We start from the raw sequence: 19,015 nt of genomic DNA, 5'->3' as shown, positions 1-19,015 counted from the left end.
CAGGAAGCGAGGATTGCCGCGGCCAATGTGCGTCAGCAAACATTGCTTCCATGCGCAATGTCACTTGCCCCTGGCTCGTTTTCCCATTTCAATGGAGTTGAGAGAAAGAAGGGAAGACCTCATCCGGCGTCACATACGACCCGCGAGGTGGCGGCCACGCCGATGGATGGCCCGGTACCTGCGCTTCGTATTTGCCAATGAGCCGGTCGAGCGCCCGGCTGGCATTCGCGAGCGGATTCGCCTGGCGTGGGACATCTGATACGTGCAACGCTGAGCGACGAAAATGCTGGCCGCTTCTGGTCATGATGGTTCCGAGGGCAGCGACCGAACCCTGCTGTATTTCGGTTGCCTGACCCTGTTCATCGCTCTGGCAACACCAGCTGGTTCCCTGGTGGATATACAGACGTCGTACCTGCTCAAGAACCAGTTGCATGCGACCGCAACGCAGATCTCGATATTCCGGCTGGTGACGGGAATACCGGTGTATCTTGCGTTCGTTTTTGGTCTCGCGCGCGACCAATGGAACCCGCTGGGACTGCGGGATCGCGGCTTCTTCCTGATTTTCGCTCCGGTGACCGCAGTGGCATTCATCTGGATGGCGTTTTCAGGTTTCTCATACGCGGGACTGGTCATCGGGTTGCTGCTGGCAATGCTGTCGTCCCGGTTTATCGCCGCAGCCTATCAGGGGTTGATCGCTCTGGTGGGCCAGGAGAAGCTCATGTCCGGCCGCCTGAGCGCTCTGTTGAACGTGGTTGGCTCCGTCCCGGTTGTTGCGGGAGCGTTCGCCTCCGGGTACATCTCCGATCATCTTGCCGCGAAAGAGGCCTTCCTCCTGGTGGCGATGTTCGCCTTGTCGATTGCCCTGTTGGGGCTCTGGAAGCCCGTTTCCGTCTTCAACCATCTCTACGAGAAGCCGCAAGCCAGGGGCACGGATCTCGTTGGGAATGTCAGGCGGCTGGTGAAACATAAGGCTGTTTATCCAGCGGTTCTCATCTGCTTTCTGTGGAACTTTGCGCCAGGAGCGGCCACGCCGCTGCAGTTCTATCTGAGCAATGAGCTGCATGCATCGGATTCCGTTTACTCGTACTACAACGGGATCTTTGCCGCCGCCTTCATCCCGACATTCTTGCTGTATGGCTTTCTGTGCAAGAAGGTATCGCTGAACAAGCTGCTGTGGTGGGGAACGATCGTCGCAGTGCCGCAGATGGTTCCGCTGGCATTCATTCACTCAGCCAATCTTGCCCTTGTCTTGGCGGCACCGATAGGGCTGATGGGCGGCGTAGCCACGGCAGCATACTTCGATCTCGCGATGCGGTCCTGTCCGCCAGGCCTGCAAGGAACCTTGATGATGCTGGTGGATGGCGTTCTCGCGCTCTCGGCGCGTGCCGGCGATCTCCTGGGCTCATGGATCTATAACAGCAGCCCAGCGCACGGTTTCACCTATTGTGTGATCGCCACCACCGTGGTGTACGCACTGATCCTGCTTTTGATCCCGCTGGCGCCAAAGGCATTGATTGCTACCAAGGATGGCGAACCAGGCCCGGAGGTCCAGGCGCTGGCGGGCGAGGAGGCGGGCACCTAGTAATGTATGGTGGCCGGACTCTGGATGCCGGCGTTCTCGTCAACGACATACGCTTCAATTCCCGCGCTGCCGCCATTCCACCAGTTTGTCATATCAAAGGCAGTATCGTCGTCCAGTCGCTGGACATGGACGCCGTAGATGGTTAGGGGCTTGCCGGGCGCGCAGACCGCGGGCGAAGTCAGCGGCCGAAGGAAGTGAACAGCGCTGGGCGATGTCGTGGATAGGTTGGAGACGCGCTGTGCAATGAAACGGCCCGAGATCTTCTGAATCTGCAATGCTGTCTCGACGTCAAGGCCAATCCCTCGGGCGGCCGACGGGTTCTTCAGGACTCCGCCCTCGCAGCCCGAACCGGACCATGGCGCAATGCTTCTTGACAGGAACGTGACCAGCCTGCCCATGCGATCGCGCGAGTCGAAGTGCGGATCGACGAACGTATCGTCCAGTGCCGTAGCGTTCAGGAAACTGGGGCCGGAAAACCCTTTCGGGTCAAATGTCATGTACTTGTTGTACGGATCGCTCAGCGCTTGCGTCGATGTGACCGTCCCTTCGATGGCTGAAAAAACGAACTGCCCCAGCACGTTGGCCCCGGCGCTGGTGCCGCCAACAGGAACGTTCTGCTGCATGAGCGTGGCGATGGTGGCGTTGAGCTTCGTACCTTTCCAGAACTTGATGTAGTTGCTCTGATCGCCGCCCGCAATCCACAACGCGTTTGCGCTGCCGACAACGGCATTGACAAACGGGTCATTCGCCGCGGCAGTGTCGGTAATGACCAGCGTTTCCGCCGCAGTCAGGCCGAGGTACGCGCCACCGACATACCCGTCCACCGCGGGGATATCGGTCGCGTTCTTCTTGTTGCTGTAATAGAAGTAAGGGTCGTAAGCGTCGGTACCGGTCGCGCGAATCACGACCATGCGGCCGCCCGTTGCTTTCGTAATGCCCGCTTGCTGGATCATCCAGCGATAGGCGCCGTCGACATCGGGCCCGCCACCCATGATGACCACCGGCTGTACCGCCTGTGGCTGAGGTGTGGGGAGGGTCTGCACCGGCACCGGATCGCCAGTCTTGAAGTACTGTGTACCGGTTACGAAGTAGCTGTAGGAGGGGGTAGTCTTGTCACCTGCAAGCGCAGGGGGAATCAGCACCCCGAGGGCCACGCTGATGCAGGCGACCGCGTAGTACGCCACCACCATGCAACGCTGTGTGAACTGCGAAATGGATTCCATGACGTGACACCCCCTGCCGCGATTTTCTTTGTACAACCCGGTGACGACAGAAAAGCAATGCGCCAGATCCCTGGAAGGGCTGGCGGATGTCACGTCACCAGGCAAAAGCTCCCGGCCGCTATTCCAAGCACGGGTTAGGGACGTGCAGGCGTTCCGTTATAGATGCTGGCGCACAAAAACTCCAGCCGACGCTGACCGCGGCAGGAGATGCGGTGAGGCAGCCGGATCGCCATGAGAGCAAGCGTGCCACGGCAATCGGAAAGGTCTGTTCGCTGGCATACGCAGGCGTTGCACTGCTTGCCAGTTCCCGCTTGAAAGCTTGCGCAACCGGCCTCGCCAATGCGACGCAGCGCTCAGTCTGCGCACCGCTGAATGAACTGCGTCATGGCAGGCAGGATGGACTCCCGGAAACGCTGGCCGGCGAAGGTGCCGTAGTGACCCACGCCGTCGACGACCAGATGTTCTTTCCGGTCGGCGGCAAGGCCTGCGCAGAGCGCGTGAGCCGCTTCGGTCTGGCCGCGGCCGGTGATGTCATCCTCGCTGCCTTCGATGGTCAGCAATGAAACGTTGGTAATGGCCTCGGGGTAGACACGGCGCTGGCCGACTTCCATGCGGCCGCTGCACAGGTGATGCTCCAGGAAAACCTTCCGGATGGTTTCCAGGTAATACTCGGCCGGCACGTCGAGCACGGCGTTGTACTCGTCATAGAACTTGCGGTGCCTGGCTGCCTCGCTCTGCCTGCCATCGACCAGGTGGCGGTAAAAATCGAGGTGCGCACCGGCGTGCTGTGCGACATTCATCGATACGAAGCCTGCAAGCTGGAGGAAGCCCGGATACACCCGGCGCCCGTTTCCCGGGTAGCCGGCCGGCACCCGTTCGATGACGTTGGCCTCGAACCACGCCAGCGAATGTTGCTGCGCGAACTGGTCGACCGCCGTCGGGCTGACGCGGGTGTCGATCGGCGCCGCGATCAGGGTCATGGAGCGGGGCTGCACCTGCTCGTTGTCTTCGGCCATCTGGGCGACCGCGCAAAGCACCGGAACCCCGGGCTGGCAAACCGCCACGATATGCGTGCCGGCGCCGAGGTATCGCAAGAACTTTTTCAGGTAATCGACATAGCCGCCAAGATCGAAGTGTCCGGCGTCAAGCGGGACCACGCGCGCATCGGCCCAGTCGGTGATATAGACATCATGACCGGGCAGCAATGCCTCGACCGTCGGGCGCAGCAGGGTGGCGTAGTGACCGGAGAGCGGCGCCACCAGCAACACCCGGGGGCCAGGACTGGCCATGTCCTTCCTGAAATGCAGCAGCCGGCAGAAGGGCTCTTCGATGAGCGCGGTCTCGGTGACGGCCACCCGTTGCCCGCGTACCAAGACCTCGTCGATCTCAAAGCGAGGTTTCCCGTAGGCCTTGGTCAGCCGGGTGAACAACTCAAGCGCGGCGTCGGCCTCGCGCAGCCCCGGAAGCCAGGCGACCGACTCGCCCCAGAAATTGACTGCGCGATAACCTGCTTCGATCATCGCCCCGAGCGGGCCAAGGGACTGCAGCGTGAGTTCCCGCAGAGCATAGAGCGCCATGGCGATTCCCGCCTTTTTGAATTGGTTGGTGTGTTGTTCTGGCGCAGGGGCCGGCAAACCGGGTGCTGCGCAATGCGGGCTTCAGCGCAGTTGGCGTGCCCGACAGCCGCACTGCCGGCTTCGTGCAAGTTGGGCGGGCGGGCGACAGGCTTCTGCCGCGGGTGCGTTGGTGGGAAGGTGGCGCTGGTGCACCGAGAAGTGCTGCGCGCGGCTCAGGTGCCGTCGATGTCGAATGGACTGGCTGCGGGAGGCTCCGGTCTTGCCGTGGCGGCCGTTGCGGCCGGACTGATGCGCGCGGCCCAGGTCGCACGCGAATCGGCTGGAATGCTGCATGATGCCCCCCTACTACTCAAGCCACCAGCATTGCGTCGCAATGCCAGCGGAACAGCTTGCAATCAAGTTACGCCATTTACATTCAGTAACATATTCGATCTAACCCTATTGCAACCCTTTGCATACGTCCTTGGCAACGAAGGAACCTTTGCGGGATCATTCGATGCGAATGCGGCCTTATGTGCAGGCGATATGTGATCCTCTATTGCCAGCAGGGCGGACGCAGCCGGGCCGTCTGCTCGGCTATTTGTAAATTTTTGCAAGTTGCGTTCGGGTAAAACGTCAGGCAGGCGAATGTGGTTGACCCGCCCGGTCCCGCTTCATCGCTGTCACGCTGCCCGGCCAATGACCGGAATCACGCCGAAGGCAACGGTAGCCAGCATCATGACCACGGCCGCCGACAGCGCCCAGAGCAGCGTATAGCGCTGGTGATCGCCAAATTCGACCTCGGCCAGGCCGACCAGCAGGTAGGTCGACGCGACCAGGGGGCTCAGCAGGTGAACCTGCTGCCCGATCAGCGAGGCGCGTCCGATCTCCGCCGCCCCGATGCCATAGACGGCGGCAGCTTTGGCCAGGATCGGCAGGATGCCGAAGTAGAACGCGTCGTTCGAGATAAAGAATGTGAACGGAATGCTCAGCACCCCGGTCACCAGGGCCATGTACGGGCCCATCCAATCCGGCACAGCGCTGATGACGCTGTTGGCGATGGCGTCGACCATCTTGGTGCCCGACAGGATGCCGACGAAGATGCCGGCGGCGAAAATCAGCGACACCACCGGCACGACGTTGGCGGCATGCGCGCCCATGCGCTCCTTCTGTTCGTGCAGGCTCGGGTAGTTGACCATCAGCGCGATGGCGGATGCGATGATGAACAGTGCAGGCAGCGGCAAGGTGCCGAGAATCAGCAGCACCATCAGGGCGATGGTCAGCAGGAGGTTGAACCACAGCAGCTTCGGCCTGGCGATCTGCGGATCGCCGGCGGCAGCCTCCGGCATGGCATGGCCGTCATCACCGGCCCCGGTGCGCATCAGTGCGATGCTGCCAAGCCGGTTGCGTTCGCGGCGGCCGAGCAGGAATGCCACGAACAGGCCCCACATGCCGGTGGCAATCATCGGCAGGATCATCGGCACGAACAGCGAGCCCACATCCACGCCCAGCGCGCTGGCGGCACGCGCGGTCGGGCCGCCCCAGGGCAGGATGTTCATCAGCCCGCCCGCCATCATGATCACGCAGGCCAGCACCAGCCGGCTGATGCCCAGGCGCTTGTAGAGCGGGAGCATCGCGGCGCAGGTGATCATGTAAGTGGTCGAGCCGTCGCCGTCGAGCGACACCAGCGCGGCCAGCACGAAGGTGCCCATGATGATCTTGACCGGATCACCGCCCACTAATTTCAGGATCACCCGCACCACCGGATCGAACAGCCCGGCATCGATCATCAGGCCGAAATACAGGATGGCGAACATCAGCATCACGCCGGTCGGCGCCAGCTTCTTGACGCCGTCCAGCATCATCGGGCCGAGTTCCGGGCCGAAACCGCCGATCGCGGCGAACGCAATCGGAACGAGGATCAGCGCCACCATGGCGGAGAGCCGCTTGGTCATGATCAGTGCCATGAACACGATCACCATCGAATAGGCGAGCAGGGTCAACATCTTTCTCTGTATCTCTTTGCCGCCCTGCAGCGTGGGGCGCTTGGGGGCGGGTGTGTGTGCGTCCATCTGGCGCACGAGGTCAAGGGCGAGGCCGATCCCGCCGGCACGGCAGGGCGTGCCGGGTATGGAATGACCGCGGAGGGAGGCAGTCTTGTGCGCTGGCCCAGGCGGGCCGCGCGGGTGTGGCTCAGCTGGCGGATTCGATGCGTTTCACTACCGCGTCCGCAAACTGCAGCGTGGAGGCCGTGCCGTGCAGGTCGCCGGTCTTCACCTGGTCCTGGCCGAGGGTCAGCTCGATGGCTGTGCGCAGGCGCGTGGCCAGGTCCTGTCGGCCCACGTGGTCGAGCATCAGGCCGGCGGCCAGCATCAGCGAGATCGGGTTGGCAATGCCCTTGCCGGCGATGTCGGGCGCGGAGCCGTGCACCGCCTCGAAGATCGCAGCGTCGTCGCCGATGTTGGCGCCCGGCGCCATGCCAAGCCCGCCAACCAGGCCGGCGATCTGGTCCGACAGGATGTCGCCGAACAGGTTGGTACAGAGCAGCATGTCGAAGCGCCACGGGTTGAGCACCAGCTGCATGGCGCAGGCGTCGACAATGATGTCGTCCATGTCCACGCGGCCGGCATAGTCCTGGGCCACTTCACGCGCTGCTTCCAGGAAGATGCCGGTGAGCGCCTTCAGGATATTGGCCTTGTGCACCACCGTGATCTTCTTGCGGCCGTTTTTGACGGCGTACTCGAAGGCGAAGCGGGCAATGCGCCGGCAGGCGTCGCGCGTGTTGGTGCCGGTGGACACCGCTACCGCATGTGGGTCGTCGCCAACCGGGATGTAGTAGTCATGGGCCACATAGAAGCCGCCGACGTTCTCGCGCACCAGCACCAGGTCGATATTCTCGAAGCGGCCCGGCACCAGGGTGCGGGCCGGGCGCACATTGGCATAGAGGTTGAACGCCTCGCGCAGGCGCACATTGACCGAGCGGAAGCCGCCGCCCACCGGCGTGGTCAGCGGCCCCTTCAGGGCCAGGCCGGTGCGGCGGATGCTGTCCAGCGTGTCTTCGGGCAAGGGATCGCCGCTGTATTCGACACCGGCCATCCCCGCCCGCCGGATATCCCAGGCAAACGGGGCGCCAAGCGCATCCAGCACCCGGACGGTGGCGTCGACGACTTCGGGACCGATCCCGTCGCCGGGGATCAGCGTGGCCGGGATCTGTTCGCGTGCACCGTTTTCCATTTGCGTTCCTGTCGTGAATTGAGCGTTTCGCTGGCCGGCCAGCCGGGGCCAGGGAGGCTGTGTTTCTCGTCCCTGGCGGGGATTCCGGCGTTCGCGGCCGGTCCGGCTAACCAGGGGCCCGATTCTAGGCGGGGAAGGCTGTCAGGAAACTGTCAATGTGCCGGCTATGTCATTGGGGTTTACGCTGAGGCGACAAACTCTGCGGACGGGGATCGGCTGACGAAACGGGGCCGGCGACAGTGAAATCGTCGCCGCTGCAGTGCGCAGGGACTGGCCGCGACGATGCACGTGCGCCGATGCCCGAAGCCGCGCTAAGCGGGCAGGCGTGCCGCCTTGAATTGTTTCCAGAAGCGGCGCAGCGGCTGCCTGTCAACGCTGACACCCTTTGCGATATAGCCGCGCGCATAGCCACAGCCAATCACAAGTTGCTGCCGCTCTGTCCCCAGGCGCAGCAACAGTCCCTCTGCGACCGCCATATCATTGCGCCATCCCAGGTCATCCTGCAGGTGCGACAGTTGCCGGCGATAGCGGCGCAACTTATTCGCGGCAAACAAGGATTCAAAGAACTCGGTCGCGTAGCGCAGCTTCTTTGCGGCGATACGCGCACGATGGCGCCGCTGCTCATCGAGCCTGGCCATGCCTCGGCCCCGCTTGAGCAGCCTGCGTTGCCGCTTGCGCAACGTGGTCAGCGCGAAGTCCCTGGCGGATCCGGCAAGTGCCGCGCGCTGCGCTTCGTCCAGCCCATGGTGCCAGTCCGCGCTGCCCAGCCAGTGGCTCAGCGTCAGGACCAGCCGGGTGTAACGATCGGAATTCACGGCCTGGGCCGCGCGTTGCCGGGCATCGGCTGCGACTGCCTTCGCCGCGGCAAGCACCGCGCCCGCGCCCACGTCCTCCGGCGCCCCATCGAACGCCTCACGCAAGGTGGTGTTGGCGAGCACGTCCCAGTCGCGTGCGGGGCCCAGTTCATCCGCAATCCATTTGAGTTCCGCTTGCAATGCCGGCGGGCAGGCAACCAGCGGCTCAAAGATATCAAGCGCCGAGCGCAGGCGACGCAGGCCGACACGCATCTGGTGCACGCTTTCCGGATTGGAGCTGTTGACCACGCCGCGTTCGTTCCCCGAGATTTGCGCCAGGCAGTTCCGGGCAATGCACTGAAACACCGCTTCCGCCGACCCGGCGTCGGCCAGCCTGAGGGGCTGCGCCCGTACCGCTTCATTGGCCTCGTCAGTGACCAGTGCATAGCCACGGTCGCCCTTGCTGGCGCGGCTCAGGCGCATTGGCACTGCGTCGAGCAGCCGCAGGGCAAACGCTGACAGATGGGCCGGCTCCCCGGCCTGGATCTCCAGCTCAAGCTCGCGGATTGGTTCCGTGGCATCGTTCGCACGGACCATGCCGCGATCGACAGCCAGTTCGACCTCGTCCCCCTGTGGCAAGCGCAACAGCAGGACCGTGCGCCGGACATCCGTGATGAAGATCGGCTTCAGGCGTTCTGCCAGGTCGCCTTCACGGAGCAGCGTCCCCAACGCAGTGCCCTCGGGCAGCTTGTCTCGTAGTGCTCCAAGATCTGGCGTATTTCCGGAAACCGCCGACTCAAACTCTTCCCGCTCGTAAAGCGCCCCATGCTGCGTGCCACAGGTCTTCAAGGTCTGCACGTAATGATCACCCGCTTGTCGCACGCGCAGCGATGCGTGCATACGCCGGAAAGCAAGATCCGACGTATCGAAATACGTGCTCACGAGCCTGTCTTCGTGCGGCGGCTCCACGCAGCAGGACGACACCAGGGGCAAGCCGATCAGGCCTTCGGCCTGGTCCTGCAGCAACTCGAGCTTGAGTTCGCGTTCCATTTATCCGAGCTTTGCCGTGCCCTCGAATTTTGCGAGTACTTTGGCCTGGACCGCGTTCATCACTGCAAGGATCTCGTCACTGGCAGGGCCGCTGGCCGTCACGCCTGTGGCGTTCTTCGGCTTCGAGCCGGGCGGGTCGAAGACAAAGAGCGTATCGAACTTTCCGGCCGACGCTTTCTTCAGGCGCCGGTTAAGTGCTTTCAGGTATCGCTTCTTGTCAGCCTTTGACATAGGTTCCAAGGTTATCTGCGGTGGTAATCACAACCAAAATCATTGAACTACCTGCTTAGTGAACTCACTGCGTCACCAGGCAGCACCGCTAGTGCGGCTGGCCTGCAGTCGACTCCGCGCCCGCGATGGTGATTTCGTGCTCCCGCAACCTCTGCAGTGATCGGGTCAGCCTGGCGCCGTACTTGCGGTCCGCGGCCAGCAGCAGGGCCTCTATGCTGTCGTCCAGCCCCGCAAGCTCGTGGTCACCCGGCAGCCTGGTCGCTTTCATCTCCTGCAATTCGTTGGCAATGCGCTTCGCCAGCTTGCGCACAAACTCCGGGTCAAGGTGACCTTGCGCTGCAGCATCTCCAATATGCTCGATCAAGCGCTTCAGGCCGTCCGGGGTGGTCTCGGTTGCAGAGGGTATTTCGCGTGTCATTGGCAGCTCCAGTGGGGCGCGTCAAATCATTCTACGCATCGGATGCTCGTAAGATGGTATGTATTTCGCGGGAGCAGTGCGATCAGATTCGCCTCGATATGCGCGATACGCCAGCTAGAATCGGGAAGGATTCCCCCGCACAGGCACTCACACCATGAAACCCGAATCCGATCCCATGCAGAATGCGTCGCCGATGGCCGCGGGGGAGGAGCGCCTCGGCACCGCGGTCGACCCGGATGGCCTGCTGAATGGCAATGAGCTCTATATCAACCGCGAGCTCAGCCAGCTGGAGTTCTTCGGCCGCGTGCTGCAGCAGGCCGCCGATCCTGCAGTGCCGCTGCTGGAGCGCCTGCGTTCCCTGTGTACCTTCAGCAGTAATCTGGATGAGTTCTACGAAATCCGCGTGGCCGGCCTGAAGGAGCAGTGCCTGCTTCAGTCTCCGGTGGTCGGCCCGGACGGGCTGACGCCGCAGGCGGTCTATGCCAGGGTCAACCAACGGGTCCGGGAGCTGGTTGATCAGCAGTACCGCCTGTTCAATGACATGCTGATTCCGGCCATGGCCGAGCAGCAGATCCGCTTCTTGCGGCGGCCCTCGTGGAACCCAGCACAGGCGGAATGGATCCGCGAGTTCTTCTTCGCCGAACTGATGCCGGTCCTGACACCGATCGGGCTGGACCCGGCGCATCCGTTTCCACGGGTTCTCAACAAGAGCCTGAACTTCGCCGTCGAGCTCGAGGGCAAGGATGCGTTCGGGCGCAACTCCGGCTATGCGATCGTGCAGGCGCCACGAGCGCTGCCGCGGGTGATCGCCTTGCCGCCGGAGATCGCCGGATGCGAGCATGGCCTTGTTTTCCTTTCTTCCATCCTGCATGCCCACGTCGGCGAGCTGTTCAGTGGCATGACGGTGCGCGGCTGCTACCAGTTCCGCGTGACCCGCAACAGCGAGCTGTTCGTGGACGAGGAAGAGGTCAAGAACCTGCGCGAGGCGCTGCAAGGCGAACTGCCGCACCGTCATTATGGTGATGCGGTCCGGCTGGAGGTGGCTGATAACTGCACGCCGGCAATGACTGCGTTCCTGCAGCAGCAGTTCGGCCTGGCGGCAAGCGAGGTGTTCTCCGTCAACGGACCGGTCAACCTGGTTCGCCTGATGCAGGTGCCGGATCAGGTGGACCGGCCGGAACTGAAGTACCTGCCTTTCCGGGCCGGCCTGCCGAAGGTGCTGCACGAGCATGCCGATATCTTCCGCGCCATTCGCGAGGGCGACATCCTGCTGCATCACCCGTTCCAGTCGTTCACACCGGTGGTGGACTTTGTCGTGCAGGCGGCACAGGACCCCGATGTGGTGGCAATCAGCCAGACGGTGTATCGGGCCGGGCACGATTCGGTCCTGCTCTCGGCACTCATCGAGGCCGCGCGCAACGGCAAGGAAGTCACCGTCGTGGTGGAACTGCTGGCCCGCTTCGATGAAGAGGCCAATATCGGTTGGGCGACGCAACTGGAGGAAGTCGGCGCGCATGTCATCTACGGGGTCGTCGGCTTCAAGGCGCACGCCAAGATGGTCATGGTATTGCGACGCGAGGGTGGAAAACTCCGGCGCTATGTGCATCTAGGCACCGGGAACTATCACCACCAGACCACGCGCACCTATACGGATTTTGGATTGCTCACATGCAATGAGTCGCTGACGCAGGATGTGGCGCAAGTGTTCAGCCAGCTGACCGGCCGTGGCCAGACCCATTGCATGACCCATATCTGGCAATCGCCCTTCACGATGAAGCAGGCATTGCTTGAGGCGATCCGGCGCGAAGCCGCGCACGCCAGGGCCGGTCGCAAGGGATGGATCGTAGTCAAGATGAATGCACTGCTGGAGCCTGACCTGATCCAGGCGCTGTACGACGCCTCACGCGACGGTGTCCGTATCGACCTGATCATCCGGGGCGCCTGTGCGCTGCGCCCCGGCGTTGCCGGCTTGTCGGAGAACATTGCGGTGAAATCGGTCATGGGCCGGTTTCTCGAACACTCGCGCATCTTTTATTTTCACGACGGCGGCGCGGAAAGGGTCATGCTGTCCAGCGGTGAATGGATGGAACGAAGCCTGTCCCGGCGCATCGAGATCTGCTTTCCCATCCTCGATGCCGGGTTGAAGGAGCGCGTCATCGCGGAAGGGCTGAAGCCGTACCTGGCAGACCGGTGTGATGCCTGGCAGATGACGCCGGACGGTAGATACGAGCGTCAGGCCTCGCGTGACGGCGAGGCTGCGCAGAATATCCTGCTGGCGGCTTTGACGTGAGCCCTGCATAAGGGCGCCGCATCATCCGCACGCGAATGGCCGGTTGAATCCGCGGATCGAAGCAGGCCACCGCATATTTGATGTGGCCCATGACGTTTCATTTTCTATACATACTTTTTTCGATCGCTCTGGCGGCCTGTCTACTACTTCCTCGCTAAGCCGTTCAGCTCGCGCCAGTATTCCCCTTCAGTGGGGATTGACCGCATTTTCCGGGGCCCCGGATACCAGTTCCGCGGTGCCTGCCGGAACCTCCGGAAACGACTTTCCATGACCGGCAATGCCTTGTCCTGCAAGGCTTCACGGGAATCCCACAGCCTCGCGGCGACTGTTCCCCATGACCAGTGCCGCGCGCTCCGACATTATCCTGCGCGCCGGTGGCGCGGCGCATTTTCATCCGCGCGCGGGACGCCATTCCCTATAACCGTAGCTCGTCCATAGGGCCGATTTTCCATTCCAATTCCGCCAGCTAGATTGACCTCATCGTTGGCGCCGCCAAAGCCATCGAATTTACGTGCTCAAAAGGCCAAGGAAAGGGGGTCCATCCATGAAACGCATCCACATGAAGCTGGCGGCTTTGCCGCTCGCCTGTCTCGTCATCACGGTCGCAGGTTGCGGGGGAGGCGGGGGCGACTCGACCTCTACCACTGCCGCCACTACAGCACCAGGCACCGGCACGTCAACGTCAACGCCGACGTCACCCACGTCACCCACGTCGCCAACAACGCAGACCGCGGCCAGCAGCAGCGCCATGCTGTCGGGTACCACCGATCCCGGGCCCGGGATCGGTAAAGACGGGGACTTCTACCTGAATACCGTGACCTGGATGTTGTTCGGGCCCAAGGCAAACGGCGTGTGGCCGGCAGGGGTTTCGGTAGCGGGCACCGGCAATACCGGCACGGCCGGGAACACCATCCTGTCCGGCTCCGTCGATCCGACTGCCAGCGTCGGCAACAACGGCGACTACTACATCAATACCACCACCTCGACCCTGTTCGGGCCCAAGGCAAACGGCACGTGGCCGCCGGGCGTCCAGATGGGTGGCGGCACCGGGTCGGGCACCGGCGGCGGCGTCGTCCTGACGGGCGCGGGGGCGCCAGCCAACAGTGTCGGCAACAATGGCGACTACTACCTCGACACCAACACCTGGACGCTGTACGGGCCCAAGGCCAATGACGTGTGGCCGGCAGGGGTCACGCTGGTCACCCAGCCGGGCGGCAGCGGCGGCACCGGCGGCACCGGTGGCGGCACTGCAGGCAATGGCGGTCACATCCTTTACGGCAGCGGTGCGCCGACCGACGACATCGGCGTCGACGGCGACTTCTATTTCGACACCACGACCTCGACGCTGTACGGTCCCAAGGCGGGCGGCAAGTGGCCGACCTCGGGCGCGACCGCAGGGACAGGCACCATCTACAACGGCAATTTCAACGTGCCAGACACGCTCAGCCGCGGCCGCTATGCCATGACCGGCGCCGGCGGGGCGGTGCCGTTGCCGTCGGATTTCGGTGTCGTGATCCCCTACGATTGCGCCAAGGTCACGCTCACTGCCTCCACACTCGGCAAGGTGCAGGGAACGCTGGACATCTCGGTGTACAAGGTGACGGGGTCCGGCGCGTCAGTGACCCTCACGCCCGTCAAGGATCTGAGCTGCAAAGTCACCAACGGCCTGCAGAACTGCAGTGAAGAGGTGCCGGCCGGTACCGTCAGCCACAACGACAAGCTGCAGGTACAGGTCGACAACAACCAGGCCACCGATTGGGGAGGCCTCGCCGTCAACCTCGCCTGCGTCAAATAAGCCGGTTGGATGGGGGCGCGCGTCTGTCTCGGGGGAGGCAGATGCGCACCTGAGGGGAGGCAGGGCAAATTGTCCTGCCTCCTTTCATTTTTTCCGTGGTGCCTGGCATGGTGAACGACTGCGTGCAGCCCGTTCGGTTTGACCTGTTGCATACCGGGACAGTGCGGATCGGGGAGGGCCCCGGCCGGCCTGAACGATGACGTCGGCCACCGCTACGACGTGCTGTTTCCGCTCAACATGACCTATCGGTGGGGATCTGGCGGAGCAGTTCGGGCAACACGTCGGCATCGCCGACATGCTGATGTGTCATCAGCGCCGCGCTAGCCACCAGCGCGGGCCACATCTTCAGCCGGCAGCCTGCCCCGCAGGCATAGTACCCTGAGGGTCGCGGCAAGCAGCCGCTTCCAACGGCGCCGCCATGATGGCCGCATCGCGTCGCCGGGCAACGGGCACGGCTGTGCCGGCTCCGTTTCGGCTGACTCGTCCGCTTGCAGCGCGGGCTGTGCGAAGACGGCGTGCCCGCTGTACTGGGCCAGCAGTTCCTCGCGGCTGACTTCCTGCACCCCACCGCCCCAGCCTGGCAGGGCGACGAGGAGCCGTCCGTGCTCGCAGCGCTGCAGCAGTACGCATGGCCTGTTCTTGTCCAGCAACAGGATGGCCGGTATCGAGGTATCCGGGATATCGTCGAGCTCGCGTTCCGCCAGCCGGGTCGACAAGCCGGCGCGCGCCGCCGCGGCGCAGAGCAGCGGCAACGTCAGGGCCTGCCCGTCCAGCGGCAGCCCTTCCAGCAGGACCGCTGCAGGCACCGTCCGTTGCAAGGCCCGGTTCAGCAACAGCAGGCAGCCCAGCATCGGATCGTCCGCACCCGTGAGCCGGCTCATTGCGGCAGGAGGCTCCCGGCGGCCAGTCATGAAAGACAGGTCGGAAGTGCCGCGATGCACCGCAGGCGTTGTCCTGGGTTGCTGGGTGCGCCGTGGTCGCGCTGATTCAGCTTCGATGTCTTCTGCTGGCGCCTCGCATAGTGCAAGGTCAGCCGGCGCATGTCGCGCGCGCGGATTCCGTTCACCCATGATTCCCCCCGGCTTCAGTGGTGTGAGCTCTACTGCGAGGGTAGTGCACCAGGGTGCGCGAGCCCATCATGCAAACAGGCTAGTGCCGCCGCGGCAAGAATGATTCAGGATTGAAACACCCGGGGCATGCCTGTTCCCTGGCGCGGACCGGCCGGCCCCCTCAACGCCGCTGTGCCAGCCAGATCCCCGCCGCGATCGCGGCCAGCCCCACTGCGTGGTACCAGCGGGGCCAGTCGCCCAGCAGCAGCGTGGACAGCAGGGCGGCGAACACCGGTGTCAGGGTGATAAAGAACACCGGCAACTGAGCGCCCGCGCGGGCGATGGCGCGGTCCCAGGCAAAGTAGGCGAGCAGCGAAGGAATGGTCGCTACATAGAGCAGGATGGCCGCGACCTTGCCGTTCCATTGCAGGGGCTGGTCCAGCGTCATCAGCTCCCATGCTGTCACGGGCGCGCTTGCCAGTACGCCGGTGACGATCTGCGCGAACAGCAGCACGGGCAGGGGCATGGCGGGACGCTGTTTGCGCAGCAGCCAGGTATAGCCGCTCCAGGCGATGGTGGCGGCCAGCATGAACAGGTCGCCGGCGACCAGGTCCAGCTGGGCGAGCCGGCCCAGCTCGCCGCGTACCAGGACGAAGGTCACGCCTACCATGCACAGCAGCGCCCCGGCGACATGCCATGGCTTCACCCGTTCGCCAAAACAGATCGCGCCGATCACGATCAGAAACAGCGGAGTGGATGCGCCGATCAGCGTCACGTTGATCGGTGTCGAGGTGGTCAGCGCCAGGTACTGCAGGGCGTTATAGCTGGCGATCGAAAGCACGCCCAGCGCGGTGATGACGCCGGCGTGCCGGCGCAGTGCCGCGCGGTGCTCGATCACGCCGCGCCAGGCAAAGGGTGCCAGCAGCAGCCCGGCCAGCACCCAGCGCACAGAGTTCAGCGTGATGGGTGGCACCGTGCCGGCGGCCAGGCGGCCGACGATGGCATTGCCGGCCCAGCTCAGGGGCGGGAAGGTAAGCAGGAACAGCGTTGTCCAGTCGATGCGTCCAGTGATGTTGCTGCTTGCGTGCATGGGGATGGGGCGCTTGTAAAAAGCGCATTATCCGCCATGCACGGCGCCGGGGCGCCTGGCGCCAAGATCCAGGGGGAATGTGTCATGGCCTTGCGCAGGCCATGACCGTAGTCATTGGTCGGGTGTCCCGAGCGCGCGGCTGATGCGCAACGCTCCCAGGGTGCCGATCACGCCAGACAGCAGGTAGAGGCTGACCGCCGCCAGGCCGAACAGCGATGACAACCCCAGCGCCACCAGCGGCGCAAAGGCGGCGCCGAACAGCCAGCCGAAGTCCGTGGTCAGGGCGGCACCGGTGTAGCGGAAACGGCGTTCGAAGTTTGACGTCACTACGCCCGCGGCCTGCCCGTACGACAGGCCCAGCAGGCCGAAGCCGACCAGGATGAAGGTGTCCTGGCCGGTGGCGCCGCCACCGAGCAGCCACGGCGTTGCCAGGCTGAAGATGCCAATCAGCACGGCCATTGCCGACAGCGTGGTGCGCCGGCCGATGCGGTCCGCGATCCAGCCGGATAGCAGCGTGCCGATGAACGCGATGAAGCCGCCCACGATCTGCACGGCCAGCACGTCAGAGATGTCCTGCGTGCGGTGCAGGATCACCCAGGAGAGCGGAAACACCGTGACAAGGTGGAACAGCGCATAGCTGGCCAGCGCGGCAAAGGCCCCCAGGAAGATGTTGAAGCCTTGCGCGTTCACCATCTGCAAGGTGCTGATCGGCTCCAGCTCGTCTTCTTCGAGCAGCTGCGTGTATTCATGGGTCACCACCAGGCGCAGCCGTGCAAACAGCGCCACGACGTTGATGGCGAAGGCCACGTAGAACGGATAGCGCCAGCCCCATTCGATGAATTCAGGCGGGGTCAGGCTGGCATGCAGGAACAGGTACAGCGAGCTGGCGATGATAAAGCCGGTGGGCGCACCGAGCTGGCCCACCATCGCATACCAGCCGCGCTTGTTCTCCGGCGTGTTGAGCGCCAGCAGCGACGGCAGCCCGTCCCACGACCCGCCGAACGCAATCCCCTGCAGGAAGCGGAACAGCGCCAGCAGGTAGATCGACGCTGCACCGATCGATGCGTACGACGGCAGGAATGCAATTCCCACCGTGGCCGTGCCAAGCAGGAACAGTGACGCCGTCAGCTTGATGCCCCGGCCCCAACGCCGCTGGATGCGCATGAACAGCGCGGTGCCGAATGGGCGCCCGATGAACGCAAAGGAGAAGATCGTGAAACTGTAGAGCAGCCCGGCCAGCTCGCCCGCGAACGGAAAGTAGACCGCCGGGAAGACGAGCACGGAGGCGATGCCGTACACGAAGAAGTCGAAGTACTCCGAGGCGCGTCCGATCACCACCCCGGTGGCGATCTCGGCGGGTGCCACCTGGTGGTGGCCGGGCGCCGGAGGTGCAGTCGGCGATGCGCGATGCTGGTGGGTGAGGCTGGCCATCGTCAAGTCTCCTTCTGGCAGGAGTGCTTCGATACTGCACGTGGAGCCGACCCCATTCGGATGAAATTGGCTCTTAAGTCTCGCACAGACAAGAATAGCGCCTAAACTGCCATAGAAAAACGAAAGGTGGGTTCACCGGCAGTTTGCCGATATTCCTCAGACGCCACATCCGAGACTATGGGCCGCTTCGACGCTGTAGTGCCGCTAAGACGTGTGCAGGGAAGATTACTGCTTCGGTGTGCCGCCGCAGTCATGCTGGCGTGCCTGGCCGGCTGTAATGCAGTGCTGCTTGCGCCATCCGGAGACATGGCCGTGCGCCAGCGCGACCTGATCATCATCGCCACCTGCCTGATGTTGCTGATCATCGTTCCGGTGATCATCCTTACGCTGCTGTTTGCGTGGCGCTATCGGGAAAGCGCAACCGACGCGCCCTACAACCCCGACTGGGACCACTCCACGGTGCTTGAGCTGGCGATCTGGGCCGCGCCGCTGCTGATCATCATCGCGCTGGGCGCCGTGACCTGGGTCAGCACCCACCAGCTCGATCCCTACCGCCCGCTGACGCGGCTCGAACCAGGCAGGCCGGTGGCGGCGGACGTGAAGCCGCTGACGGTGGAGGTGGTGGCGATGGACTGGAAGTGGCTGTTCCTGTATCCCGAGCAGGGCATCGCCACCGTCAACGAGCTGGCTGCACCGGTCGACCGGCCCATTGCTTTCCGCATCACCGCCACCTCGGTGATGAACGCATTCTTCGTCCCGTCGCTGGCCGGCATGGTCTACGCCATGCCCGGCATGGAAACCAAGCTGCATGCCGTGATCAACAAGTCCGGCGTGTATGAAGGCTTCTCCGCCAACTACAGCGGCGCGGGCTTCTCGCACATGCGTTTCAAGTTCCACGGGCTGTCGAGCGAGGACTTCGAGCGCTGGATCCAGCAGGTCAAGTCATCGGGCCAGGGGCTGTCCACGGACACCTACCTCAAGCTTGCGCAGCCCAGCGAGCGCGAAGCGGTGCAACGCTATGCCAACGTGGCGCCAGGCCTCTACGACCTGATCCTGAACCGTTGCGTGGGCGGCGGGCCGTGTATGGCGGACACCATGGCGCTTGATCGCAGCCGCGGAAAATTCGACCCGTCCGGCGCGGTCTGCACGGCGCGCAACACCCCGGCCACAGCACCGGTGTTCGCGCGCAATGACGGCCGGGTGATGCTGCAGTAAGGCGCGGATCCGGATCTTCCCTTGCGGTACTGGCCAGCCCCATCGGCCATGGTTGGT

The 19,015-nt window shown here is 63.6% G+C and carries 16 protein-coding genes; 5 read left to right on the top strand and 11 right to left on the bottom strand.

Going from position 1 to position 19,015, the window contains the following annotated elements; genetic code table 11:
* The first annotated feature begins 283 nt into the window (after nucleotides 1–283).
* Nucleotides 284–1,582, top strand: coding sequence for an MFS transporter (locus tag AC07UK_RS22875; protein ID WP_436223683.1), 1,299 nt, complete (start codon nucleotides 284–286; stop codon nucleotides 1,580–1,582).
* On the opposite strand, the gene AC07UK_RS22870 is transcribed toward AC07UK_RS22875, so the two are convergent.
* Together AC07UK_RS22870 and AC07UK_RS22865 are read right to left on the bottom strand one after the other, a co-directional pair.
* Entirely contained in the window at nucleotides 1,579–2,805 is a 1,227-nt protein-coding gene (locus AC07UK_RS22870) for a cyanophycinase (RefSeq protein ID WP_436223682.1), read from the bottom strand. The two genes, AC07UK_RS22875 and AC07UK_RS22870, sit on opposite strands and share 4 nt — an antisense overlap.
* Before the next feature lie 353 nt (nucleotides 2,806–3,158).
* Nucleotides 3,159–4,382 (bottom strand): polyhydroxyalkanoate depolymerase, encoded by a 1,224-nt coding sequence (locus AC07UK_RS22865; protein WP_436225315.1) that lies wholly within the window; start codon nucleotides 4,380–4,382, stop codon nucleotides 3,159–3,161.
* 177 nt (nucleotides 4,383–4,559) lie between these two features.
* Between AC07UK_RS22865 and AC07UK_RS22860 the strand changes: the two genes are divergently transcribed.
* Nucleotides 4,560–4,913, top strand: coding sequence for a hypothetical protein (locus tag AC07UK_RS22860; protein WP_436223681.1), 354 nt, complete (start codon nucleotides 4,560–4,562; stop codon nucleotides 4,911–4,913).
* A gap of 131 nt (nucleotides 4,914–5,044) precedes the next feature.
* Here the strand turns inward: AC07UK_RS22860 and AC07UK_RS22855 are convergent, their stop codons facing one another.
* The 5 genes from AC07UK_RS22855 to AC07UK_RS22835 form a co-directional block, all read right to left on the bottom strand.
* Complete coding sequence (locus tag AC07UK_RS22855) at nucleotides 5,045–6,367, bottom strand: CitMHS family transporter (protein ID WP_436223680.1); 1,323 nt, start codon at nucleotides 6,365–6,367, stop codon at nucleotides 5,045–5,047.
* Between the two features lie 187 nt (nucleotides 6,368–6,554).
* Complete coding sequence (locus AC07UK_RS22850) at nucleotides 6,555–7,595, bottom strand: isocitrate/isopropylmalate dehydrogenase family protein (RefSeq protein WP_436223679.1); 1,041 nt, start codon at nucleotides 7,593–7,595, stop codon at nucleotides 6,555–6,557.
* A gap of 311 nt (nucleotides 7,596–7,906) precedes the next feature.
* Nucleotides 7,907–9,439, bottom strand: a complete 1,533-nt coding sequence (locus AC07UK_RS22845; protein WP_494686305.1) for a CYTH and CHAD domain-containing protein — start codon at nucleotides 9,437–9,439, stop codon at nucleotides 7,907–7,909.
* A complete protein-coding gene (locus AC07UK_RS22840; RefSeq protein ID WP_436223677.1) occupies nucleotides 9,440–9,670 on the bottom strand; it encodes a hypothetical protein in 231 nt (76 codons plus the stop codon).
* A gap of 88 nt (nucleotides 9,671–9,758) precedes the next feature.
* Nucleotides 9,759–10,088 (bottom strand): hypothetical protein, encoded by a 330-nt coding sequence (locus tag AC07UK_RS22835; RefSeq protein ID WP_436223676.1) that lies wholly within the window; start codon nucleotides 10,086–10,088, stop codon nucleotides 9,759–9,761.
* A gap of 154 nt (nucleotides 10,089–10,242) precedes the next feature.
* Between AC07UK_RS22835 and ppk1 the strand changes: the two genes are divergently transcribed.
* The gene (ppk1, locus tag AC07UK_RS22830; RefSeq protein ID WP_436223675.1) at nucleotides 10,243–12,378 is read left to right on the top strand and encodes a polyphosphate kinase 1; all 2,136 of its coding nucleotides are present in this window, start codon (nucleotides 10,243–10,245) and stop codon (nucleotides 12,376–12,378) included.
* 507 nt (nucleotides 12,379–12,885) lie between these two features.
* Here the strand turns inward: ppk1 and AC07UK_RS22825 are convergent.
* On the bottom strand, nucleotides 12,886–13,128 hold the full coding sequence (locus AC07UK_RS22825) for a hypothetical protein (protein ID WP_436223674.1): 243 nt from the start codon (nucleotides 13,126–13,128) through the stop codon (nucleotides 12,886–12,888).
* On the opposite strand from AC07UK_RS22825, the gene AC07UK_RS22820 reads away from it, so the two are divergent.
* Nucleotides 13,127–14,173 carry a hypothetical protein gene (locus AC07UK_RS22820; protein ID WP_436223673.1) on the top strand — a complete coding sequence of 349 codons (1,047 nt, stop codon included), beginning with the start codon at nucleotides 13,127–13,129 and terminating at the stop codon, nucleotides 14,171–14,173. The genes AC07UK_RS22825 and AC07UK_RS22820 overlap by 2 nt on opposite strands.
* A gap of 320 nt (nucleotides 14,174–14,493) precedes the next feature.
* On the opposite strand, the gene AC07UK_RS22815 is transcribed toward AC07UK_RS22820, so the two are convergent.
* From AC07UK_RS22815 to AC07UK_RS22805, 3 genes are all read right to left on the bottom strand, one after another.
* Nucleotides 14,494–15,054 carry a cysteine peptidase family C39 domain-containing protein gene (locus AC07UK_RS22815; RefSeq protein ID WP_436223672.1) on the bottom strand — a complete coding sequence of 187 codons (561 nt, stop codon included), beginning with the start codon at nucleotides 15,052–15,054 and terminating at the stop codon, nucleotides 14,494–14,496.
* A 349-nt stretch (nucleotides 15,055–15,403) separates the two neighbouring features.
* On the bottom strand, nucleotides 15,404–16,312 hold the full coding sequence (locus tag AC07UK_RS22810) for a DMT family transporter (protein ID WP_436223671.1): 909 nt from the start codon (nucleotides 16,310–16,312) through the stop codon (nucleotides 15,404–15,406).
* A 111-nt stretch (nucleotides 16,313–16,423) separates the two neighbouring features.
* Nucleotides 16,424–17,743: an MFS transporter gene (locus tag AC07UK_RS22805; protein WP_316154080.1), complete on the bottom strand. Its 1,320-nt coding sequence runs from the start codon at nucleotides 17,741–17,743 to the stop codon at nucleotides 16,424–16,426.
* Between the two features lie 177 nt (nucleotides 17,744–17,920).
* Here AC07UK_RS22805 and cyoA point away from each other — a divergent pair, with 177 nt between their 5' ends.
* The gene (cyoA, locus tag AC07UK_RS22800) at nucleotides 17,921–18,958 is read left to right on the top strand and encodes a ubiquinol oxidase subunit II (protein ID WP_436223670.1); all 1,038 of its coding nucleotides are present in this window, start codon (nucleotides 17,921–17,923) and stop codon (nucleotides 18,956–18,958) included.
* The last annotated feature ends 57 nt before the right edge of the window (nucleotides 18,959–19,015 follow it).

The organism is Cupriavidus sp. GW821-FHT07C08 (assembly GCF_059419025.1).
Note: the sequence above shows the minus strand (reverse complement) of the source record. Positions and strands in the feature narration are given on the sequence as shown.